This window comes from uncultured Aquimonas sp. (assembly GCF_937888285.1).
Taxonomy (GTDB): domain Bacteria; phylum Pseudomonadota; class Gammaproteobacteria; order Xanthomonadales; family Xanthomonadaceae; genus Aquimonas.
Window position 1 is genome coordinate 41938 of record NZ_CALART010000032.1, and the last position, 25125, is coordinate 67062.

4 protein-coding genes are annotated in these 25125 nt (G+C 69.1%); all 4 read left to right on the forward strand.

The window, feature by feature from the left end; translation table 11 throughout:
- Nucleotides 1–416: 416 nt before the first annotated feature.
- The 4 genes from Q0654_RS08870 to Q0654_RS08885 all read left to right on the forward strand — a co-directional run bounded on the left by Q0654_RS08870 (nt 417) and on the right by Q0654_RS08885 (nt 25124).
- Nucleotides 417–13946 carry a beta-propeller fold lactonase family protein gene (locus Q0654_RS08870; protein WP_298852875.1) on the forward strand — a complete coding sequence of 4510 codons (13530 nt, stop codon included), beginning with the start codon at nt 417–419 and terminating at the stop codon, nt 13944–13946.
- Nucleotides 13943–14974, forward strand: coding sequence for a peptidyl-prolyl cis-trans isomerase (locus tag Q0654_RS08875; protein WP_298852877.1), 1032 nt, complete (start codon nt 13943–13945; stop codon nt 14972–14974). The genes Q0654_RS08870 and Q0654_RS08875 overlap by 4 nt, the downstream gene beginning before the upstream one ends.
- Nucleotides 14971–16716 carry a hypothetical protein gene (locus Q0654_RS08880; RefSeq protein WP_298852879.1) on the forward strand — a complete coding sequence of 582 codons (1746 nt, stop codon included), beginning with the start codon at nt 14971–14973 and terminating at the stop codon, nt 16714–16716. Before Q0654_RS08875 ends, Q0654_RS08880 begins: the two co-directional genes overlap by 4 nt.
- A gap of 62 nt (nt 16717–16778) precedes the next feature.
- Nucleotides 16779–25124: a hypothetical protein gene (locus Q0654_RS08885; RefSeq protein ID WP_298852881.1), complete on the forward strand. Its 8346-nt coding sequence runs from the start codon at nt 16779–16781 to the stop codon at nt 25122–25124.
- Nucleotide 25125: the final 1 nt, after the last annotated feature.

Below are 25125 nucleotides of genomic sequence, written 5' to 3' on the forward strand. Positions count from 1 at the left end.
TTGGGAGCAGACCGTGCGGCTTGACTCGGCCCCTGCAGCGTTCCCGCATGAATGTGTTCGGCATTGCACTTTCAATGTGATAGCGGGCACACTCCGAGCGCGGCGTGCGCACTCCATCGTGTCGCGTTGCGGGCGCCATATGCGCACCTGTCTCGCTCGGAATTGGCGGATCAGGTCCGCGCTTCACCCCTGCAAAGCAGGCGCATGACGGCTCTGGCGTCGTTCTCACCCTCCTCGAACAAGGGGTGATTCACAGATCGCGAAAATTCTCTGAGGGGGCTCGGCAGGTTTTCGCGCTTAGGTAGCACGAGGGGAGCATCGCGAGGCGATGACTCCAGGGGGATGGGCGAGGGGCGCTCATCGGATGCATTCCGCGCGCCGTGCCTTCCGCCGGTGCACAACGCAGGATTTCGCCCGTGGCCCAGCCAGCGCGTTCCGTCATATCCGTCGCACGTCGTTGGGCGGCGCTCGCCCTGCTGGCTGGCGCCTCGCCGGTGTGGGCCCAGGCCAACCTCGGCGATTCGACCTTCAGCGGCCCGTCAACCTACATCCCCGGCAACCCCGTCCCGTCGACCTACACGCTCGTGGTGAACAACCGCGGCGATGCGGCCAACACGCCGACGACGACGACCAGCTTTCCACCGGGGGTCACCGTCAGCTGGGCCTGCAGTGCGATGGGCGCGGGCAGCAGCTGTGCCAACGCCAGCGGCAGCGGCAATCTCAACCGCAGTGCGGATGTGGTGGGTGCTCGGGCAGGCAGTACGGACGGTGAGCTCAGGTACACCATCACCGCCAGCTTCGCCTCTTCAATGACCGCCAGTCCTCTGGTCGTCCCTGCGGTCGTCACGCCCAGCGGCGGCAACTCGCTCGATCTGTCGGTGAGCAGCACGCGCAGTCTGCGCAGCGACCTGTCGGTGGTGAAGACCGCATCGGCGACCACCTACAGCGCGCCGGGCAGCGTGAGCTACACGGTGGTGGTCGCCAACGCCGGCCCCAGCGATGTGATCGCTGCCACCTTGGCCGATACCGCGCCCGCAGGCGTCAGCTTTGGCACGCGCAGCTGCACCGCTTCGGGCGGGGCGACCTGCCCTGCAGCCGGCAGCGGCAACCTCAGCTTGGACCTCGATATTCCAGCCGGGGGCAGCCTCAGCTTCACCGTCCCGGCCAGCATCGCCGCCGGCACGCAGGCGGATCCGCTGGTCAATACCGCGAGCGTCACGGCGCCCGCTGGCACCACGGATCCGACTTCCGGCAACAACAGCGACAGCGCCGACCTCGATCTGGTCAAGGCCGATCTGGCGGTGGTGTTCGTGCCGGCATCCCCGGTCGGCACTCCCAGCGCCACCTACACGCCGGGTACCACCGGCAACACCCTGGACATCCGGGTCACCAACAACGGCAACTTCGCCAGTACGGGGTCGCAGCTGAGCGTGAGCCTTCCGCCCGAGGTCAGCGCGGCGACCTTGTCCTGCGTCACGCCCGCCAGCTGCACGGCGGATTCGGGCACGGGCAGCCTGACCGTGGCCTTGGGCAGCATCGCGGTCAACGGCACGGTCACCGCGCGACTGACCCTGGCCTATCCCAGCGATGCCGGCGCCAGCACCATCGACATTGCCGCATCCATCGTCGGCAACCAGCCGGACCTGGCTCCGGGCAACAACAGCAGCAGCTGGCGCGCGACCCTGCGTCGGCAGGTGCGGATCGGACTCAGCAAGACCAGTTCGTCTGCGGTGTTGAACCCCGGCGGCGCGCTGACCTATGACATCACGGTGAGCAACCTGGGGCCCAGCGATGTCGGCAATATCGCGGGTGACACCGGGATCCTGCTGAGCGACACCCTCTCGGCTCAGCTGGGCCGCAACCTCGCCTCGGGCGCCTGCAGCAACAATGGGCAGACCACACCCTGCTGGCGCTACTGTCCGGACGACGATGGCAGCGTCGCCGCACTGACGCCGGACACCTGCACGGTTGAACTGGTCGAAGGCGACGGCTCCTTCGCCAACCAGGGCTTCCTGCTGCGCGCCGGCAGCAGCAGCACGCTCAGGGTGTTCGCCACCGTCGGCGCCAATGCCAGCGGCAGCCTGCAGAACGATGCGCTGGCGCGGGTCCAGACCGGCCTCGGTGTCAGCGACCAGGGCGCAGGCAACTGCCCGCTGAGCGGATCCAACACGATCTGCGCCCGCAGCACGGTCAGCGTGCAGGCCAGCACCGACATCGAGGTGACGGTCAACGACGGTCTCACGTCCGCCGTGCCGGGGCTGGATCATGCCTACACCGTGGTGGTGCGCAACAACGGCACCCTGACCGCCAACAACGTCAACCTGCAGACCGCGCTGCCGATCCTTGCCAGCGATGGCGACGCGGGCTTCGCGGCCGGCAGCGCGCGCTGGCAGTGCCGCGCGTTCGACGGTGCGTGCTGCACCTCCAACAGCAGCGTCTGCGGCACGACCGGGCTGACCCCGCCGATCAATGCCGCCGCTATCAACCAGGGCGTGGACCTGCCGCCGCAGTCGCGGGTCGAGTTCATCTTGAGCGGCCGCCTGGATCCAAGCGCGCTGGGCACGCTGGCGGTCAATGCCGAGGCGACGCCGCCGGCCGGCCTGATCGACAGCGTCCCGGCCAACAACACGGCGAGCGATACCAACACCCTGCTCGTGCCCACCGCCAACTTGAGCCTGAGCAAGGTGCTGGATTCAGTAGTGCCGACCAATGGTTCAGCCAGCGGCGCGCCCTTCGATCTCGACTACCGGATCCAGATCAGCAACGCCGGCCCCAGCGTGGCGCGCAATGCGGTGCTCACCGACGACCTGGCCAGCCCCCTGCTGGAGGCCAGCACCGGCGCCTGGCAGTGCGCTGTGCTGCAGGCCGCCGGCTTGAGCAGCTGCGCCGCGCCAGGCGTGGGCAGCGGGCCGGTCAGCCAGACGCTGCGATTGGATCCGGGCGGTGTGGTGGAGGTCGCGCTGGCGGTCCGCACGACGGCGATCGCCAGCGGCGAGGTGGTCAACACGGCGACCGTCTCGTCCACGGCCGGCAGCGCTTCGGCGACCGCCGTCTCGGGCCTCACCGGCGTCTCGGCGCTGTCGATCTCGCTCACCGACGGTCGCAGCGAGGCCGTTCCGGGCACTCCGACCAGCTACTCGATCCGGGTTCGCAATGACGGGCCGGACGACGCCTTCGGCGCCGGCGTTTCCGCGCTGTTCCCATCCTCTCTGGAAAGCGTGTCCTGGAGTTGCTCGGCGATCACGCCGATCCCAGGCGACTTGAGCTTCGCCAACGTCGGCGGGCTGCAGAACCAGAAGGCGGGCGCGCTGCTGATGAGCGAAGGCGGCGAACAGGCCTACCTCGTGCTGCCGGAAGCGAATGCGATCCAGGTGCTCGCCCGTAATGCCGTGCCCGGACAGGGCTTCGGCGAGTTGAGCGTGCTGGAAACCGAAACCAACGGCACCAACGACCCCAGCGACAGCGGCGCTACGGTGGCTGGCCTGCTCAATCCGGTCGATCTGAGCCTCAGCCCGGACGGCACGCTGCTGTTCGTGCTGGCCCGCCCGGCCAGCGGACCGGGGGTTCCGTCCCTGGTCAGCTTCAACCGGGTCAGCAATCCGGCCGATCCGGCCTTCGGTCGACTGTCCTACGCCGGAACCGTGTCCACGGGCGTGCCCGTGCAGGCGCAGCGCATCGTCTCCAGCGCCACCCACGTCTACGTCAGCGGCAGCAGCCCGGCGGCGGTGAGCGTGTTCCGACGGGATCCGGCCAGCGGCCTGCCGATTCACGACAGCGTGCACACCGACGCCGTGCCGACTGGAGCATCGGCACTGGCCCTGGATCGCGCCCGCGCACGCCTGTTCGTGGCCGGCAGCGGCGGCCAGATCGTGCAGTACGCGCTCAATACCGAAGCCGCCAGCGGCCCGCTCGGGCGCCTTGGCGCTCAAGGGGCGGCCTTCAGCACCGGCCTGGCCGGCATTGTCGATCTGGCGCTGGTGCCCGCCAATCGAAGCCTGTACGCCGCCTCGGCGACGTCGGCACGTCTCGATCTGTTGACCTATGCCGATGCCGGCCTCACGGCGGTGGCGAGCTATACCCGCAGCGCCACCGACGCGCCGGGCTCGGCGGCAGACCCGCTGGCGGGCGACGGTCGCCTCGCGCTTGCGCCGGACGGCGAACATCTCTACCGGGTGTCGGCCAGTGCCGGCAGCCTGCTGGGCTTCCGTCGCGACACCCTGAGCGGCACCTTGAGCGAGGGCCGCGTCCTCTACGACGCGGTGTCCACGCCGGGTCTCGCATCAGCGCGTGCGGTGGCCGTCAGCGGCGATGGGCGCCATGTCCTGGTCGCCAATGATTCCGGCAGCGGCCGCCCCCTGCATGCCTATGCGCGACGCGCGCCGGACCCCCTGTTCGCCTTCCTGGAGCAGGAGCGCGATGGCATCGCCGGTACGGCTGGGCTGCTGTCGCCGGCCGATCTCGCGGTCAGCCCGGATGGCCGCCATCTGTATGCGGTCAGCCTGCAGGACGGCGCGCTCAGCGTGTTCGAACGCTTCAGCCGTCGCGGCGTCGACGGTGCCACCCAGGGCGACCACCTGGAGTTCCGTGCGCGCTATGTCAACGGACAGGATGGCGTGGTGGCGGGACTCGATCGCGCCAGCCGCGTGCTGGTCAGCCCCGACGGCCGCAGCGTCTACGTCACCAGCGAGGATCGCAACACGCTGACCGTGTTCGAGCGCAATGTGAGCGAGGAGCCCGCAAGCGGCTTTGGTCGCCTCACCTATGTCACCCGCTTCGCGGACGGCGTTGGCGGCGTCGACGGTCTGCTCGGCGCCCAGGGCATGGCGATGGATCCCGACGGCAGACACCTGTACGTCTCGGGCAGTTTCGAGGCGGCGATCGCGATCTTCGCGCGCGATCCCACCACGCGAGCGTTGAGCTACCAGGGGCAGGTGCGCAACGGCAGCGCCGGCGTCAGCGGGCTGTCGGGCATCCGCGATCTGCTGGTCAGCCGCGATGGCCGCCAGCTGCTCGGCGTGGGCTCGATTTCCAATGCCGTGGTGGTGTTCAACCGCGACCGCTCGCTGGTGCCCGGCGAAGGTGGACGTCTCAGCTTCGTGCAGGCGCTGAACCTGCAGAGCGGCGCGCGCCTGATGTCGCTGTCGATGCCGCAGGGCGCGCTGCCGACCGACGGCGAGCACGTCTACGTGGTGGGACAGACCACCTCGAGCCTGTTCGTGCTGCGCCGGAATACCGATGTCACGAGTCCCGGTTTCGGACGCCTGGCGCCGGCCTTCCAGTACAGCCGAAACCAGCCGGGCCTGTCGCGGATGAACGGCCCGCGCGATGTGCAGGTCAGCGCCGACGGCCGCCGCGTCTACGTCGCCGCCCAATTCGGCCACAGCGTGCTGGTCTTCGATCGCGATCTGAACCGCAGCGGCGCCGGCTACGGCGGCCTCAGCCTGCTGGAGACGCGCACCGACGGGCTTGAGGGCGTCGACGGGCTCAACGATGTCTATGCGGTGGGTCTCAGCCCCGACTCGCGCAATGTCTACGCGGCGGGCTTCGGCGATCGTGCGATCGCCTCGTTCGCGGTGGGCGCGGGCTCCAGCTGCAGCGCAGGCGGCAGCGGCGATATCGATGACCGCGTCAACCTCGGCGTGGGCGGCACGCTGGAGTACAGCGTGCAGGCGATGATCCGTCCCGGCGCGACCGGCACGCTGGAGACCCTGGCCGAAGTGGAGCGGCCGGCGCGCTTCGAGGATCCGGACCTGCTCGACAACCTGGCGCAGGACTCGACCGCGCTCACGCCGCGCGGCGACCTCGCGGTCAGCAAGACCAACAACCGGGTTTCGGTGGTCGGCGGCGAGACCGTCCGCTACGAGGTGGTGGTGCGCAACGCCGGGCCCAGCCATCTGCGGCACACGCCGTCTTCGGTGGTCGAGATCAACGACCGCCTGAGCGCGCTGCCCGGCTTCGAGCCCGGCTCGGTCAGCTGGACCTGCACCGCCGCTGGCTCTGGCGCACTGGATTTCACCGCGGCATATGCCAACAACGCGGCCGGTGAGCCCGGTCTTGGCGGCGTCACCGGCCTCGCTCTGGTGCCGGACAGCGATGGAGCCGGACCCTTGCCGGCCTACCTGGCGGCGGTGAGCGTGCTCGACAGCCGCCTGCTGCTGTTCCGCCGCGATGCCGTCGATGGCCGCCTGCAGCTGGCCACCAGCGTGGCCCAGGGCCAGAACCTCGGCGGCAGCCCGGTCAGCCAGCTGCTGGGTGCGCGCTCGGTGGCGGTCAGCGCCGACAGCCGCTTCCTCTACGTCGCGAGCCGCGAATCCGACAGCCTGAACGTGTTCGAGCTGAGCCATAGCGGCAGCACACCGGTGCTGGCCCTGCGGCAGACAGTGCAGGGCGTGGTGGGTCTGGATCAGGCGCTGCATGTCGTGCTCAGCGCCGACGGTGCGCACCTCTATGTCGCCGGCGCCAACGATGCCGCCGTCGCGGTGTTCAGCCGCAATGCCGGGACCGGTCAGCTCAGCCATGTTGAAAGCGAGCGTGAGGGCGTTGACGATGCGTCCGACGCCGGCGGCGTGGTCTCAGGCTTGATCGATGTCGAGTTCCTTGTCCTGAGCCCGGATGGCGAGCACCTGTACGCCCTGTCCGGCGCCTCGGGCAGCGTGGCCCTGTTCGACCGCGACAGCGCCAGCGGACGCCTGAGCTTCCGCGCTGTGCGCGGTGCCGCCCAGTTCGGGGTGAGCACTGACGGCGCTTCCGGCGCCGCCTTCGATCCCGAGGGACGACAGCTCTATCTCGCCGCCACGGGCGCCAATCGCCTGCTGGTGCTGAACCGCGAGATCAATCCAGCCAGCGGAAGCTTCGGCCAGCTCAGCCTGGGCTCCAGCCTGCAGCAGGGCGTGGCCGAGGTGCAGGGCCTGCAGGGCCCCCGCCGCGTCGCGCTCAGCAGCGACGGCGTGCATGTGTACGTCACTGCCCAGGCCGGCGGCAGCGTCGCCTGGTTCGTGCGCGACGACGTCACCGGCACGCTGCGCTTCCTCGGCCTGCGGGCCTCCGGCTCCGGCGGCGTGCAGGGCCTGGATGGCGCAACCGGCCTCGTGGTCGACAGCCTGCGCAATCACGTCTACGTCGCCGGCAGCCTCGCGCCCGGCGCCGAGGGCGCCATCGCCGGCGGCCTCGCGGCCTTCCGCCGCGAAGCCGACAGCGAGTGCCCGGCCAGCGGCACCGGTGATCTGGTGGACGTGCCGATCAGCGTGGCCTCCGGCGGCAGCGTGACCTTCCAGATCGAAGCGCGGGTCAGCAGCGGTGTTGCCGTGGGCAGCAGCCTGACCAATACGGTCACGCTGACGGCTCCGCAGGACACCACGCCGGAGAACAACTCCGCCTCGGACACCGACGTGGTGGCCCTGGTGGCGGATCTGGCGATCCGCAAGGATGACGGCCTCGCGGAGTTCGACGGCCTCGCGGGCGCGGTCGCAGTGAGCGGCGATGCCAGCCGACTGTTCGTCGCCGGCCCCACCGACAACGCGATCGGCGTGTTCCGCCGCATCGAGGCGCCGGGTCAGCCGCAGACCGGTGAGCTGCGCTTCGCCCGAGTCCTGCGCAGCGGTGTGGGCGCGGTGACCGGTCTGGGTGGCGTGGCCGGCGTGCTGGCAAGTCCCGACGGCGCGCACGTGTACGCGGTCAGCCCGATCGAGAACACCGTCGTTGTGTTCCGGCGGCGCCCGGCACCGGTGGAGCTGGAGTTCGTCGAGGTCGAGCAGAACGGCGTGTTTGGCGTCAGCGGCCTTGCCGGTGCCAGCGCGCTGGCGCTCAGTGCCGATGGCCGACACCTCTATGTCGCCGGCAGTTTCGCCAACGCCATCGCGGTGTTCGCGCGCTCGGCCGACAGCAGCGCCGCCGACTACGGGCGCCTGAGCTACCAGGGCCTGGTGCAGAACGGTGTCGGCGGCGTGGACGGCATCGCCGGCATCAATGCGCTGGCCGTATCGCCCGACGGCCGGCATGTGTATGCGCTCGGGGCCGCCAGCAGCACGCTGGCGGTGTTCGCGCGCAATCCCAACGCCGGCAGCGCCGGCTTCGGCCAGCTCAGCTACCTGCGCCGCTATGTCAACGGCCAAGACGGCATCGGCGGCCTGGGCGGCATGGTGGGCCTCGCGATCAGCGCCGATGGCGCACGCGTGTTTGCCGCCGGCGGCTTGAGCGGCGGCCTGGTGAGCTTCAACCGCAGCAGTGCCGATGGCGCGCTCAGCGTCGCCGGCATTGCCCGCGAGGGCGTCGAGGGCGCGCAGGGTCTGCTCGGCGCTCGCGGCATCCGGCTCAGCGGCGACGGCCAGCACCTCTACGTCGCCAGCGGCAGCGGCCGCAGCCTGGCGCACTATCGGATCAGCGGAACTGCGGCGCCGGTGTTCTCCGGTATCGTCCGCTCGGGTGATGCCGCTCCGCTGAGCGGTGGTCAGGTGCTGGGCCTCGACGGTGCCGCCGACCTGCATGTCTCCGCCGACGGCACCCACGTCTACGCGGTGGGCTCGCTGGACAATGCCATCAGCACCTTCAACCGCAGCGTCGACGCCGATCCCGCGCTGTCGACCGGTGCCCTCGATTACCGCGCGAGCCTGTTCGACGGCCTCGGAGGCGTGGCCCCCGGCGAGTCCGTGAGCTACGTGATCCAGGTCGACAACCTCGGGCCGAGTGCGGTCAGTCAAGCGCGGGTCGTCGACACCTTCCCGCCCGAGTTCAGCGCAGTCACCTGGAGCTGCAGCTCCAGCGGTGGCGCTACCTGTCCACTGGGCGGCAACGGCAACATCGACGTGATCACCCAGCTGCCGGTCGGTGGCCAGGTGGTGTTCACCGCCACCGGCGTCGTCGGCCAGAGCGCCACCGGGCGCCTGGTCAACACGGCAACGGTGTCGGCCGCGGGCGCGGTCGACCCGAACGAGCTCAACAACAGTTCGACCGACGACAACACGGTGCTGTCGCCGGCCTCCGATCTGGTGGTCACGGTGGATGACGGCAGCCCCACCGCCGTGCCCGGTGGGCGTGTCGACTATCTGGCGGAAGTCCGCAACCTCGGTCCGTCCTACGCGGTCGGCGTGCGCGTCACCGATACTGCGCCCGCTGCGCTGTACGAGCGCGCGTGGACCTGCGAAGCCTTCCCCAAGGCTGGCGCGCTGGACCTGCGGCAGAGCTTCGCCGGCAGCCTGGACAGCTACACCGCCATCGTGCCCGCCGGCTTCGGCCGCCAGGCCTATGTGACCGGCAGCCTCGGCGGTGTCGGTGCGGTCGCCCTGCTGAGTCGCGACCCGCTCACCGGCACGCTGTCGCTGCCGGTGCTGCCGACCGGCGTCGAGGCGGTGCTGGTCAACGAGCAGGACGGCGTGCGCGGAATCGGCGGCGCTGCCGACCTGCTGCTGTCCAATGACGAGCGCTTTGTCTACGTGGCGGGCCGCAGCTCCGACTCGGTGGCGGTGTTCAGCCGCGATGCGGGCAACGGCAGCCTGAGCTTCAGGGCGCAGTACCAGGACGGCGAACTCGGCATCGACGGCATCGGCGGCGCCCATCGCCTGCGGATGAGCCCGGACGGTCGCCATCTGTACGTCGCGGGCAGCGTCGAGAGCGCGATCGCGGTGTTCAACGTCGATGCCAGTACCGGCCTGCTCAGCCCGGCCAGCATCCTGCGCCAGGGGGTCGGCGGCGTGGATGGTCTGAACGACATCCGCGACCTGCAGTTCAGCGCCAGCGCCGGCCACCTGCTGGTGGCAGCGGGCAGCAACCAGTCGCTGGCGGCGTTCGCGCGCAATGCGACCACTGGCGCGCTGAGCCCGTTCGCGCTGGTGCAGGACTTCGAACTGCCCGAGCGCCTGCTGATCGACCCGCGTGCGCTCCGCTTCGCCGGCAGTACCGTCTGGGTGACGGGCGGCGAGAGCAATACCGTCGCCGGCTTTGTCTTCGATCCGCTGCAGACGCCGGCCCTCAGCCTGTCGAAGGTCATCCGCGAGGGCGAGAACGGCGTCAGCGGCCTGGTCACGCCCGATGCCCTGCAGTTCGAGTCCGACCAGTCGCGCCTGTATGTCGGTGCCGCCGGACGCCTGTTCCTGTTCAGCCTGCAGCCCGAAGAGCCGCAGCTGCTCGACAGCTACAGCGCGCAGCCGCCGCTGGGCGGCGGGCTCAGCCTGGTCAGCGCGTCGGATCGCCAGCAGCTGTACAGCGCGAGCGCGGATGCCGGTGGCCTGGGCGTGTGGGCGCGTGCGCGCGGTTCGCGCTGCCCGCTTGCCGGCCGTGGCCCGATCGGCGAGGTCAGCGTTGACATCGAGGCCCAGGGACGCGTCGAGTTCAGCGTGGGCGGCCGCATCTACCCGAACGCACTGGGCACGCTCGACTACAGCCTGCGCGCCGACACCCGGATCGCGGCCCAGGAGCTCAACCCGCTCGACAACGTCGATACCGATTCTGATCTGCTGCAGCCCGAGCCCGACCTGTCGGTGAGCAAGACGGATGGCCTCAGCGAGGTAGTGGCCGGCCTGCCGCTGACCTACACCATCGATCTGGCCAATGCCGGCGTGTCCGATGCGCTGGAAGCTCGACTGTTCGACCCGCTGCCGATCTTCCCGGCGGTCAATGCCGGGCTGGTGGCGGGCGAGGGCAGCTGGAGCTGCAGCGCCAACCTGCCGGTGCAGGATCTGCTGCGCCTGACGCCGGCGGACGTGACTGCGATCGCCGGGATCGGCGCCAGCCGGCGCTCGGCTGACGGTCAGCGCCTGTACGCCGTCAACCCCAGCCTCGGAGCCCTGCTGGTGTTCCCGCTGGATGCACAGGGCCTGCCCGGCACGCCCGAGGTGATCGTCGACGGCGCCACCCTGGGCAGCACCACCGTGGCCGGTCTGGCCGGTGCCTCGATGGTGACCCTGTCGCCGGATGACCGGCACATCTACGTGACCGGCAGCAGCGCCAACAGCCTGGTGCTGCTGCGCTACGACGCCGACACCGGGACCCACAGCTTCGGCCAGCGCCTGCAGTCCGGCGTCAACGGCGTCGCCGGCCTGCAGGGCGCGGCTGACGTGCATCTCGGCGTCGACGGCCGCTTCGTGTTCGTGGCCTCGGCCAGCTCGCATGCCATCGCGGTGTTCAGCCGCAGCGCGGAGAGCGGCGAGCTCGCCTTCGTCGAGCGCGTCGCCGATGGCCTCGGCACGATCGTGCCCGACAGCAATGTGATCCGCGGCGTGCGCCGGCTCGCGCTGTCGGCGGATGGCGGTCGCCTGTATGCCGCGGCGAGTCTGTCGCAGGCGGTCAGCAGCTTCGACATCGGCGGCGACGGTCGCCTGCAGTTCCGTGGCCGACTGCGTCAGGACCAGCCGGGCATGGCGGCGCTGGCCGGCGCGCGCGCGCTGGCGCTGACGCCGGGTGACGGCCAGCTCTACGTGCTGGGCAGCCAGGCGATCAGCCGCCTGAGTCCGCAGGCTGATGGCAGCCTGGTTGCACAGTCCGTGGTCTCGGCCATTCCCGAACTGGCGGCGGCGCGTGATCTGAAGCTCGATGCCACCGGCTCGCGCCTGTATCTGGCCGACAGCGCCGGTGCGCTGTTCGTGTTCGCCCGCGACTGGGCCGACGGCGCGCTGGACCTGCGCTATCGCCTGCCGCCCGCGGCGGCCGTCACCGGCACGCCGGAGCTCAGCCTGGGCGCGATCGACAGCGCCGGTCGCATGTATCTGAGCGAGGCCGCGGGACGACTCGGCGTGCTGCGCCAGCAGGCGCTGTCGCGCTGCCTCGACGCGCAGACCGATCCGGACCGCATCGACGCCACGGTCGACCTCGGCGTCGACGGCAGCGCGCGCTACGAGTACGCGGTGCGCGTGCATCCCAGTGCCCGCGGCGTGCTGACCAATGTGGCCACCGTCAGCCCGGGCGAGGGCATCGACCCCGCGCCTGAGAACAACGAGGGCACCGACCTCACCCAGATCCGCGCGGTGTCCGACCTGTCGGTCACCAAGACCGGACCGGTGCAGGCCGTTGCCGGGCTGCGCCTCAACTATGTGATCGAGGTCGGCAATGCCGGGCCCAGCGATGCGCTCGGCATGCAGGTGGTCGACACGCTGCCGGCCGCGCTCGCCGGCGCGACCTGGACCTGCGTGGCCAGTGCCGGATCGAGCTGTCCGGCCGCCGGAAGCGGCAGCCTGGCGATGACCGGCACGGTGCTGGTCGGCGGCACGCTGCGTATCGAGATCGATGCGCCGATCGCCTCCAGCTACCTGGGCGCGCTGGTCAATACGGTCAGCCTGGTGCTGGAGCCCGATGCCACCGATCCCGATCTCTCCAACAACACTGCAAGCGCCAGCACCGACGTCATCGCGATCGCCGATGTCTCGGTCAGCAAGAGCAATAGCGTCACCACCGTCACTGCAGGTGCGCGCACGCTCTATGCCATCGCGGTGAACAATCTCGGCCCCAGCGATGCACCGCAGGTGCGCGTGCGTGACCTGCTGCCTGCACAGCTGCGCGACGCCCAATGGACCTGCAGCCTGCAGGGGGGCGGCAGCTGTCCGGCCAGCGGCACCGGCAGCATCGACCAGGTGATCGCGGTGACGGCCGGCGCGACCGCGCTGTTCGAACTCGATGTGCAGGTGGCGCCTGAAGCGCGCGGCAGCGTCAGCAATACGGTCACGGTGCAGGTGCAGGGCGCACCGACCGACCCGCAGTCGGCCAACGACAGCGCCACCGACACCGACGCGATCAGCGTCGCGCATGACCTCGCGGTGGGCCTGGTCGATCCGCTCGATCCCTTCGATTCCAGCGGATCGATCGCGCTTCCGTACCTGGTGCAGGTCGACAACTTCGGCCCCTCGGATGCGGTCGGCGTCAATCTGCGGCTGGGCTTCTCGGCCGCGGTGCAGGCGCAGCTCGGCCTGTCCTGCGCGCCGGCGGGCAGCAACGAGATCGACTGCGACCTGGGCACGCTGCGCGCCGGCAGCAGCCGCGTGCTCGATGCGAGGCTGCTGCAGCTGCCGGCGCCGCCGGCAACGCTGACAGTCGTCGCCTCGATCGGAGGCGGCGATGGCCAGGATCCACAGCAGGCCAACAACAGCGCGGTCGAGCAGACCACGCTGGTGGCCGGCATCGACCTGCAGGTCGGAATCAGCAACGGCGTCAGCCTGATCCAGCCCGGCGACGCCACGACCTACACCGTGCTGGTCACCAATATCGGCTCGGTCACGGCGACCTCGGTGCAGGTCGAGGTGCCGCTGGCGGCCGGCCTGATCGACGCCAGCTGGACCTGTGCAGGGCAGGGTGGCGCGAGCTGCGCGCCGTCGGGCAGCGGCGGCATCAGCCAGACCGTCAGCCTGGCGCGCGGCCAGTCGGTGCGCTACCTGCTCAGTGCCCGGCTGGACCCGCAGACCGATCCTGCCGTCGCCGCGCTGCTGATCCAGACCGCCAGCGCGCTGCCGACCGCACCGGCGACCGATATCAACATCGGCAACAACACGGCCGCGGACGAGGACGTGATCCAGTTCATCGTGTTCCGCGACGGCTTCGAGAGCCTCACGTCCGCGAGTCCCGCCGCGGGGCCGATGTTTGCCCTCGCTTCCGCGTGCACGGGACTGCGCATCGATGCCGCCTCGCCGCTGCTGGCGGGCGTCACCACCGAGGCGCGCCAGCGCGTGCTGCTCAGTTCACGTGACCGTCGCGGGCAGATGCTTGCCCAGGTCGAAGCGCTGCAGGCCTCCAGCGGCCGCTGGCTGCGCCTGCGCAGCGCACAGCAGGTCGGTGAGTGGCTGCCCTGGAAGCCGCGCTTCTCGAGCCTGCGAAGCGCCGGGACGGGCCTGCTGCTCGATGCCGGCGACGGCGCGGTGCAGCGATTCCCGGCGATCCCGGGCGCGCGTGAATGGTGGGCGACCGCAGGGGTGGAAGTGGTCGCCTTCAACGCTTGCGACGGCGAAGTCGCCGATGGAGATTCCCGATGAGCACCTCATCCTCGCGCCCTGGCGTATTCGCCGTCGCGCTGCCCTTCGCCACGCTCGCCGCCGGCCTTGCGACGGGCTGGTACCTGCGTGGGCCAGTGCCTGAGCCGGCCGCGGCTGCGCCGCCGCCGACCCAATGGGTGGCCCAGGTCGAGGGCGACTACATCAGCGCGGAGATGTTCATTGACGAGATGCGTCGCCGCGGCGGCAGTCGTCCCGGCCAGTACCAGGACCTGCAGCAGAAGCGTGCCCTGCTCGACGACATGGTGCTGAAGCAGGCGATGGTGCAGGCCGCGCGCGAAGAGGGCATCGACCAGGACCCCGAGATCCGCCGTGCGGTCGACCAGCTGCTCGCCAACCAGTACCTGCAGCGCAGCCTGCGCCAGCGCCAGGCGGCGATCACCATCAGCGAGGACGAGGTGCAGGCGCGCTATGCCGCGGCCGCCGCGGACTACGCGGTCCCGGCGCGCCGGCGGCTCGCGCTGATCCGCTTTGCGGTGGCGGCAGACGCCAGCGCGGAGGATTGGCAGGCGGCGGAGCGCCGGGCGGGCGAGGCCCTGGCAGAGGCTCGGCAGCTGCCGGCGTCGGTGCCGCATTTCGGCGCGGTGGCGAACACCTACTCGGAAGACCCTGAGACCCGCTGGCGCGGTGGGCTGGTCGGCTGGATCGCTGACGCCGCCCCCGCGGAGGAATCGAGTCGTCTGGATCCTGCCGTACTTGCCGCAGCGCGTGCGCTGCCGGCGCCAGGGGCGCTCAGCACGCCCATCCGTGGTGCCGACGCGATCTACCTGCTGCGGCTGGTGGATGTCGATGCCGGCCGCAGCCGCAGCTTCGAGGAGCTCGCCGACGGCATCCGCCAGGGCCTGCGGCAGCAGCGCCTGGCCGAGATGGAGCACGAGTTCCGCGAGGAACTGCTCGGGCGCATGCGCACGGTCGTGCGCGACGAGGCGCTTGCCGCCATTGATCCCCTTTCTCCGCCGGCCCCTGCAGAGCCCCTGCAACCGCCGGCCCTGCCCGGTGACCGCGGATGAGCACCCAGACCATGACCCTCGCCTCCATCCGCCTGTGCCTGCTGGTCCTGCTGACCTTCATCTCCGGCGCCAGCCGCGCCGCCGAGCTTGAGCAGACCATCGAGCTGCGCCCGGGCTGGAACGCCATCCACATCGAGCTGGAGCCGGTCGACAAGTCGATCGCCAGCGTCTTCGCCGGCCTTCCTGTCGCCAGCGTCTGGCGCTACCGGCCCGATCCCGACGGCGCGCAGTTCATCCGCGATCCGGCGGAAGGGCTGGAGAACGTCGACGGCTGGTTCGCCTGGTTCCCCGAGCCCCGTCCCGAATCCTTCCTGACCAACCTGTTCTCGATCGACGGCAATGCCGCCTACCTGGTCAGGCTGGAGGGCAGCATCAACCGGAACCTCGTCATCCGCGGCATCCCGCGCTTCCGCCCGACGCGCTGGACGGCGGATGCCTTCACCCTGACCGGGCTTCCGGTCGCTGCCGGCAACCGGCCCAGCTTTGCCGACTTCTTCGCGTCCTCGGAGGCGCATCGCGGTCAGCCGGTCTATGCCCTGAGCGCGGCGGGCCAGTGGCAGCGCGTCACCAGCCCCGGCTCGACGTTGATCGAGCCCGGTCGGGCCTACTGGATCTATACCGACGGCAGTTCGCGCTACCAGGGCCGATTGCACCTCGTGCTGGATCAGGGTGAGTCGCTGGAGTACTCGGCCGCGCTCGACGAGATCCGGCTGGTGCTGCGCAACTTCAGCGGCCTGCCGGGCAGCTTCCAGCTGCGCCGGATCGGCGGCGGCGCGATGCCGCTCACCTTCCTCAACGAGGATGAGGAAACCGGCGAGACCGGCTGGCCGGACCTGCAGCAGACCCTGGTGGTGGACGCTCCGGCGGGCAGGGACGTGTTCGTGACGCTCGGCGTTCGACGCACCCAGTTCAGCGCCGATCGCATGGACGAAGTGCTGGAGATCACCGACGAGCTTGGACAGCGCGTGCTGCTGGCTGCCGGCGGCAACACGGTGCAGCCGGTAGCGCTCCGCCGGGGCGCCACCGAAGGCACGCCGGCCGCGGCCAGCTATGCCGGCCTGTGGGTCGGTGACGTCGAAGTGCGCGCGGTCAGCGAAGCCCAGCGCGGCGGCACCGAGCCGCGCCCCGTGGTGCGTCCGTTCCGCCAGCGCGTGCTGATCCATGTCGACGCGGCGGGCAATGCGCGCCTGCTGAAGGATGTGATCCAGATGTGGCAGGACGGCACCAGTCGACCCAGCGCGATCAACCCGGCCTTCAATGAGGTCGACCAGCCGGGTCGGCATGTGCTCATCACCGATCCCAACCTGATCAGCCTCTACACCGGCCCGGTCAATCGGGATGGTCAGCCGGTCGGCCTGCGCTTCTCGACGGTCGCCTACGACTTCGCCGGCAACGAGATCGAACTCGACGGCGACTTCGGGCCCGGCGGTGAGGTGGGCGGCACCCTGGTGATCGCCTCGAACCTGCCGACCAACCCCTTCCTGCATCGCTACCACCCCGATCACGACAACCTCGATCCGCAGTTCCTGAACACGGTGGAAGAGGCCTACCAGGTCGTTCGCAACCTGAGCTTCCGCTTCGTCGCCGAAGACCCCGAAGGGCGCAACCCGCCGGGCTGGGGCGACACCCTGGTCGGCGGCGACTTCAGCGAATCGATCACCGGCCTGCACAAGAACCCGATCTTCCTTTCCGGCCAGTTCCGGCTGCGGCGCGCGTCCGCCGTGACGGTGCTGAACCAATGAGTACCGCCATGAACGCCTGTATCGAGCCCGTTGGCAGTGAACATGAGTCAGGGACACCGGACATGAGCGCAAGCCGTCTTCGCAACCGGGGCAGACGATGCATCCGCGCCTGCCTGCTGCTGGCCAGCCTGCTCCTGCCGGCCCTGCCCGCGGCGGCGCAATGGCCGATGGGCATCCCGGCCACCGGCGACGTCGAGGTCACCGCGATCGCCAATGCCAGCAACGGCGACACCATCGTTGCCGGCCAGTACTCGGGCCTGCTCGAGTACGGCGGCCAATCTCTGGCCTCCGAAGGCCTGGAGGACATCTTCATCGCCCGTGTCAGGGCCGGCGGGCAGGTGGTCTGGGTACGCCGTGCGGGTGGGCCGTCCGTCGACACCGTGCGCGCGATCAGCCTGGATGCCGCCAACAACGTGTTCATTGTCGGCGGCTTCTTCGGCACCGCGCGCTTTGGCGGCAGCGATCTCGGCACGCCCGGTGCGACCGATCGCGACGCCTATGTCGCCAAGCTGGATTTCGACGGCAGCTGGCGCTGGGCCCGCCAGATGGGCGGCAGCGGCAATGACGAAGCCACCGGCGCGGCGACACTGCCGGGTGACAACACCCAGATTCCACCGGTCACCGAGTCGGTGGCGGTCACCGGTCGCTATGTGTGCAATGCCTCGTTCGGCCCCACGACCCTGAATGCCCCAAGCTGCCCGGAGGGCGGCGGCGACCTCTTCGTGGCGCGGCTCAGCACCAATGGCGACTGGCTGTGGGCGCGCAATCGGGGCGGCGCCTCGGGCACCGATCGCGCGACCCACATGCTCGCGGATGCCGACAACCGGCTGTTCGTGATCGGCCAGGGCGCAGGGGGATCGCTGTCGTCGCTGATCTCCAGCAATTTCAACGATGGATCGCTGCAGGGCTGGACGCCTTCGGATGCCAGCAAGGGCACAGTCAGTCCCACCAGCGGCCTGCTGGGTGCCACGCCCTATTCGTTCTTCAATGGCACCAACGCACTGGTGCTTCGCGCCGGCGGCGTCAACGTGGCCAGCCCGGTGTTCGACACCAGCGCATCGGACTCGATCGAAGTCTCGCTGGACCTCATGCGCGGGTTCTCTGACTTCGCGTCCCCGACCTACACGGTGGTCACCGAGCAGCCGGACGGGGGCGAGGACATCTTCGTCCAGTACCTCGGCGTGGATGGCCAGTGGCGGGAGATCCTGCGCCTCAACAGTGGATTCAGCGGCCCGCAGAATTTCGCTCTGACAGTGACGGATCCGCGCGCCCTGCACGCTGGTTTCCGGCTGCGATTCAACATGCCGAACGGCTCGGGCAGCGCCGGCGCGGGGCGCTATTTCGACTGGTGGCATATCGACAACGTGCTGATCCGGGCGCGTCCGCGCGTGGCCTTCGTGCTGCCGGTGAGCAACGTCATCGGCGATGCGCCAACGCTGGGTTCCACCCAGCTGCTGCCGGCGGGCCTGGTGCCTTCGGGTATCGCCATCGATCGCAGCCGCCGTCGCCTGCTGCTTACCGGCAACTACACCGGCAGTGGCGCGCCGAACCAGTGCGCCCCGCCCAGCGGTGCCGGCGCTTTCCTTGCCAGTTTCGACATCGGCGGCCTCAACGCCAACTGCGTCTGGGCGCGCTTCGTGAACGGAGCGGTCGGCGGTGGCGTCAGCGTCGATCCGCAGGGCAGGGTGTACTTCACCGGCGCGTTCAGCGGGCCGACGACCTTCTTCACCGATCCGGCCGGACGCGGCAGCCTGGACTCGCAGGGCGCCGCCAGTGACGTCTACATCGCGGCGGTCGATGGCAACGGTGGCTGGCAATGGGTGACCGGCGGCAATCGCAACGATCCGGATACCCGCCTGCCTTCCTTCGCTGGCGGCGGCGGTGCGGATCGTGGCCGCGTCATCAGCAACAACGGCGGCGGCAGTCTCTATGTTGGCGGCAGCTTCGCTGGCATCGCACGCTTCGGTCCGCAGGACCAGCTGATCGCGCAGGCGCGCGATGGCTTCCTGCTGAACCTGGGGGACGATGGCCGCTTCTTCGAGGAAGAGCGCTGGCTGGCCGGGCAGCCGCTGGTGCCGCCACCGAACGCGAAGGTCGACGACGTCACCTATCGCCCCGATTTCGCCGTGGACGGCGAGCCCTTCGATGCGATCGGCAACAAGATCTTCTACTGGGCCGCGCCCGGTGCGCCCGGCTCTGGCCGGATGGCGCGGTTGATTCCGCTGCAGCCCTTCGGCCGCATCGAAGTGCGCTGGCGCGTGCAGGGCGATGACCTGACCTCGACGCGGCGGATCAGCAGCCTCGGCGTGATCGGCTGGCCGACGCTCTCCTGCACACAGACGGTTGGCGTCGGCTGCGTGCAGGATCACGTGATCGGTGCGCCCGTGCAGGCGGAGCCCGCGGCCGGCAACTACAAGGTGCTGGAGCTGGTGAACCCCAGCACGGGTTCGAGCGGCGCGACTTACGCGGCCGGGCAGTTCAATGCTTCCCGCAGCGGCTTCGCCAGCCTGATCTATGTCAACGGCCCGAGCATCGACCCGCTGCAGTTCCCGGTGGAAGTGGAGGTGGTGCGCTCGCAGCCGTACTCGACGGTGCCGCTGTTCAGCGACAACGTCCCCGCGCAGATCGGCGAGGCCCTGGTCGACAGCTACCACAACGAGCCCGGCACCACTGGTTTCGTGATCAATGAGCTCGCCTTCTACGATGGCGTAGGCCAGGACGCCGCCTACAACCGGGCGGCGCGCACCGGCGCGATCATTCCGGTCAACCGCTATGCCGTTGGCCGCGGCCAGGACCAGGGCCGCGAGCTCGCTGTGGCCTGGTACCACGCAAAATCGCGCGGCGTGTACTGGCCGGAGAAGGCCGTTCGCTACCAGCCCTACTGGCCCTTCGATCCCGATCGCATCGTCATCGCCAGCCAGCAGGGCGGCGAGAATCTCGGCCAGGCGCCGCTGGACCCGCAGGTGTTCGCCTCGGCGCGGATCTACATCCAGAACGATTTCGGTCTGCCGGGCTACAACCCCAATGACGAACACGCGTTCACCGCACCTTCGCAGACCGGCACCGGCTTCGAGGCCGTGTTCGCCCTGCGCTCGGATTTCGGCAGCGCCTTGGCCGGAGACACCACGGCGGCCTCCGACCCCTATGTGCTGGTCAAGTACTTCCATTCGGCCAGCGGTCTCTGGCGCTTCCGCGTCTTCCGCGTGCAGGCCACGGGTGCCGGCTTCAACCAGTTCCGCTTCGCCGGCACCGCCGGCACCACGGTGTCGCCGCCGTATCCGGTGCGACTGCTGCCCGGCTGCGCACAGACCTTCGTGGTCGGCCAGGCCGTCGGCGAACAGCCGCCGCCGCCGTTCTTCCAGGACTACAAGAACCAGCTGTGGGCGAAGTCGGCCGGCAGCGGCAGCGTCCGCTATTTCTACCCTGCCCAGGCCGGCTTCTTCACCGACCTCAACAACAACGACGTCAACGACATCGCGGCGGGCATCTGCGTGCCCTGGCTGGCGCGGCTGCCGGTTGCCGAGGGCGGCAGCAGTTCACCGGTCGAGCCGCTGCAGGTCGACTACGACATCGCCTGGCCCGAGCAGGTGCCCCTGCTGATCAGCGGCGAGACCCTGCTGACGCCGAAGCGCGGCCTGCCGGACATCCTCAACCAGGCCGCGGTCGAGGTCGTCTATGACGACATCCAGGAGACGCGCCCGAACCCGCTGCCCAGCGACACCCTGGCGCAGCTGATCGACCCGCTGAACCCGCGGTTCGTGATCCTGCCGGTGATCCCCGGCACCGTGGCCAAGGAGTTCCAGACCGATGGCAGCGAGGCCATCGTTGGCTCCAGCGACGGCGCGCTTAAGCTGCCGGTCTCGATCGCCAGTCGGCTCCGTTACGAGCCACTCAATCGACGGCTGGTGTTCAAGGGCAGCGCCGACTTCAGCCGGGCGGGGGACCCCATGCTGCTGCTGAACGTCCTGTCCAAGCGCGATCGGGTCACCCTGAAGCGACTCGATGGCGGCGACGGCAGCGAGCAGTCCGGCTTCACCGGCGCCTGCGGCACACTTGCGGCCAACTGCAGCTGGGATCAGGCGGTCGAGGCATTGTTCCGCAAGAGCCGCAATCCGCAGGGCATCACCCGCATCTGCACCAGCTCGCGGATCGGCGAGAACCGTCAGCGCATCTGCGACAGCTCGCGCGCGGTGACGCCTGACGATGTGCTGATCGGCTACAAGGACAGCAACAACGACGGCATCCTGGAGCCCTTCCAGGCGGTGGGCGTGCAGCCCGCGCTGACGGCAGGCCTGTCGCAGGGGTCGGGCTACATGACCGTGGCCTTCAACAATGATCCCGCGCTCAATCCGCTGCCGGTCAGCCTCGAGGTGATCGAGGTCGGCTGCCTGCGCAATCCGCCGCCGCCGGCCACCGCCACCCTGGTCGCGCCCTACCAGGGCCAGATCAATGTGATTTCGCCGCCGAACGTCTTCGACGAGCAGCTGGTGCTGCGCCACAGCGGCGACTTCGGCGGCAACGTCGATGCGCTGGATTTCGAGTGGTTCTTCCGGCCCGACACCAGCGGCGTGCCGCCGACCGTGCTGCCCAGCCCGGAAACCGGCCAGCTCAATGGCTGGATCCAGTTCTCGCTGCCGAACCCGCAGGGCGCGGTCGAGATCAGCATCGAAGGCGCCAACATCCAGACCCTGTCGGACAACTGGTATCTGGCGCGCTATCGCGGACTGCCCGGCTGCAACAACGCCAGCCAGTGGAGCCTGTGGGCGGGACAGCCCGGCGCCACCCCGCTGCAGCCGCGCGCGCAGCTGGCGGAGGGTTGGGTGAAGCGCGTGCTCGGCCGCCTCAACCCGTTCGAGGCGCGCGTGCAGAACTTCGCGCAGGCGGCCACCAACAACTACGCCAGCATGCTGGTGCAGCTGGGCCAGCGCTATGAAGGGCCGATCGCGCTCAACAACGACCCGAACAACCTCAACCAGATCGGCCTGATCGAGGCCTACACCACGGTCATGCGTCGGGCGCTGCAGCTGTCGGTGGATTCCTCGCCGCCGGTGGACTACGGCCCGGCCAATTCGGCGGTGCTGCTGGTGGCCTCGCGTCTGGTCGACTTCTACACCCTGCTCGGCAACGAGGCCTATGCCGATGCCCAGGATCCAACCATCGGCATCACCACCAGCTCGGGCACCTTCTCGCTGGCGCCGGCGATCTTCAACTTCCAGAACCAGCTGCCCTCGCTGCTGGAAGAGGAACTCATCCTGCTGCGCGGTCGCGACAACAGCTTGGGCCCGGTGGCGGCGCGGCCCGTCTACAACCGCCTGTTCTGGAACTTCACCACGGGCCAGGGCGAGGTCGCCTACGCGCTGTCTTACAACATCACCGACCAGAATGCCGACGGCATCATCAACGAGCAGGATGCGCGCAAGCTGTTCCCGCAGGGACATGGCGATGCCTGGGGTCACTATCTGACGGCCGCCAAGACCTACTACGGCCTGCTGCGGCATCCGTTCTTCTCGTGGAACCCGCAGGCCGAGGCGGTGCTGGTCGCCGGCGTGCCGATCGCGGTGGATTTCCTCGACGAGCGCCAGTTCGCCTTGACTGCCGCCGCCAAGGCCCGGGTCGGCGCCGAAGTGGTCGACCTCACCTATCGCGCCGCCTATACCGAGAATCCGAATGGCCAGTGGCAGGGCTATGCCGACACCCGCCCTGAACGCGCCTGGGGCCTGTCCGAGTGGGGCCGCCGCGCCGGCATGGCGTCCTACTTCGACTGGGTGACGGTCAACGCCATCCTGCCGGAAGTGGATACCGATCCGAACAAGGTGGGCATCCAGAAGATCGACCGCACCACGATCTCCGAGCTGACCGAGATCATCGGCCACTACGGCAACATCCAGGCCCAGGTCGACAAGGCCGATGCCGGACTGAACCCGCTGGGTCTGGCCAAGAACGTGGTGCCGTTCGACATCGACCCCGCTCAGCTGCAGAACTTCAACAGGACCCAGTTCGAGCAGGTCTACGAACGTGCCCTGCGCGCACTGCAGAACGTGGTCAATGTCTGGGACTATGCCAACCAGCTGAACAACCAGATGCGTCGCAACCAGAACGAGGTTGACGATATCCGCCGCGATTCGGCTTCGCAGGAAAGCGATTTCGCCAACCGGCTGATCGAGATCTTCGGCTATCCCTATGCCGACGACATCGGCCCCGGCGGCACCTATCCGGCGGGCTACAACGGCGCCGACATCTACCACTACATGATGGTCGATGTGCCGCAGTTGGCCGGTACAACCTTCGATTTCGACACCGATCCGGACAATCCGCCGACCAGCGGTCAGAGCATTGATGACCTGGGCATCAAGCGGATCAAGCGCTTCACGGCGACGTACTCGCCGAGCCCGAACGGCATGAACTTCTTCAACCTGAAGCCCATCCCGCCGGGACAGCCCGACACGACCGGCGCCAACGGTCAGTCCTGCCGCAATCAGCCCCTGAGCGTGGGCTGCCCGCTTGGCGATCTGGATGCGAGCACGCCGCTGGAGGTCGAGTACACGACGATCGAGTCGCCGGACTTCGGCTTCTGGTTCACCAAGCCCCCGGAGTGGACCGGTCAGCGCCGCGCCCCGGGTCGTCTGCAGCAGACCCTGCAGCAGATGGTGCAGGCACGTGTTGCGCTGAAGCAGGCGCTGCTGCAGTACGACCTGCTGCGGCAGGAGATCGAAGTGGCCGCGGACACCATGCGTGCGACCTTCGATATCGAAGAGAGCAACATCAATATCCTGATCAACCAGCGCAGTGAACTGAAGGCGCTGACCGCGACTACTGCGGCGATGAACGCGGCGGCGACCGTCGCGCGCCGGATCGGCGAGTTCGCGGATTTCACCTTCGAGGACACGGCCGAGTGCCTGCCCGAGGTGTTCATCGCCGGCCTCGCAGCCGGTGGTGACATGACCTCGGGCATCCGCTGCGGCATCAAGCAGGCCGGCAACGGCGTCAAGCTTGGCCTCGACACGGTGGCTGATGGTCTTGAGATCATCGGCACCGCTACCGAGGCGGCCAAGGAGGACGTGACCGAGCTGGCGGGTCTGAACACCGCCATCAACGGCGCCAACCTCAACCTGTTCAATTCCCTGGGAGAGGTGGAAACGCTGATCCGCAAGGAGCCGATCCTGCGCGCCGAAGTGTTCGCACGCACTGAAGCGATCAAGCAGCTGCTCGGCGACTATCAGGCCACCCTCGCCGAAGGGCTCAGGGTCATGGACAGCATGATCGCCTTCCGCCGCAACGGCGCGGCCGAGATCCAGGAATACCGCTACCAGGACATGGCATTCCGGATCTTCCGCAATGACGCCCTGCAGAAGTACCGCGCCGCCTTCGATCTCGCTGCACGCTACGTCTACCTGGCAGCGGCGGCATACGACTACGACACCAATCTGCTGGGCGCCAACCAGCAGGCCGGGCAGGCTTTCCTGACCCGGATCGTGCGTGAGCGCAGCATTGGACAGGTGCTGAACGGCACGCCGGTGGCAGGCACGACCGGCCTGGCGGGCGTCATGGCGCAGATGAGCCTGAACTTCGACGTGCTGAAAGGTCAGATGGGCTTCAACAATCCGCAGGTCGAGACCAACCGCTTCTCGCTGCGGCGCGAGCTGTTCCGGATCCCCGAAGGACCCGAGGGTGACGAGGCTTGGCGGGCGAAGCTGGAGTCCTTCAAGGTCGACGATCTCTGGCGGGTGCCCGAGTTCAGGCGCTATGCGCGGCCATTTGCGCCGGAGTCGGCCGGTCCTCAGCCGGGACTGGTGATCGAGTTCACGACCAATGTCAGCTTCGGACTGAACTTCTTCGGCTGGGCGCTGGGGCCGCAGGACAGCAGCTACGACTCCAGCCAGTTCAGCACGCGCGTCCGCTCGGTTGGCGCTTGGTTCGGCAACTATGCCAACCTGCCTCTGGCCGATGATCCGCGCGTCTACCTGTTCCCGGTCGGCGCCGACGTGCTGCGTGCGCCCTCGGCGAACGACTTCACGATCCGCGAGTGGCAGGTGGTCGACCAAGCGGTTCCAGTGCCGTTCCCCATCAATACCCAGGAGCTGACCGACTACGACTGGTTGCCGGTGGCCGACACGCTCTCGGAGAGCAGTACCGAGATCCGGCGCTACGGTCGCTTCCGCGCCTTCCACTTCGCCGAGCCCTTCGATGATTCGCAGGTCACCTCGGACAGCCGCCTGATCGGACGTTCGGTCTGGAATCGCCGCTGGCTGATGATCATTCCCGGCGGCACCTTCCTGAACGATCCGGTCGACGGGCTCGACACCTTCATCCAGGGTCCGCTGATTCCGGGCGGTGGCGGCCAGCGCGACGGTCAGGGCGTCAACGACATCCGGATCTTCTTCAAGACCTACGCCTACTCGGGGAACTGAC

What these genes read in the sequence shown, in the direction of transcription:
- Q0654_RS08875 (WP_298852877.1), top strand. Translation starts at nt 13,943, where the DNA reads ATGAGCACCTCATCCTCGCGCCCTGGCGTATTCGCCGTCGCGCTGCCC.
- Q0654_RS08880 (WP_298852879.1), top strand. Translation starts at nt 14,971, where the DNA reads ATGAGCACCCAGACCATGACCCTCGCCTCCATCCGCCTGTGCCTGCTG.
- Q0654_RS08885 (WP_298852881.1), top strand. Translation starts at nt 16,779, where the DNA reads ATGAGCGCAAGCCGTCTTCGCAACCGGGGCAGACGATGCATCCGCGCC.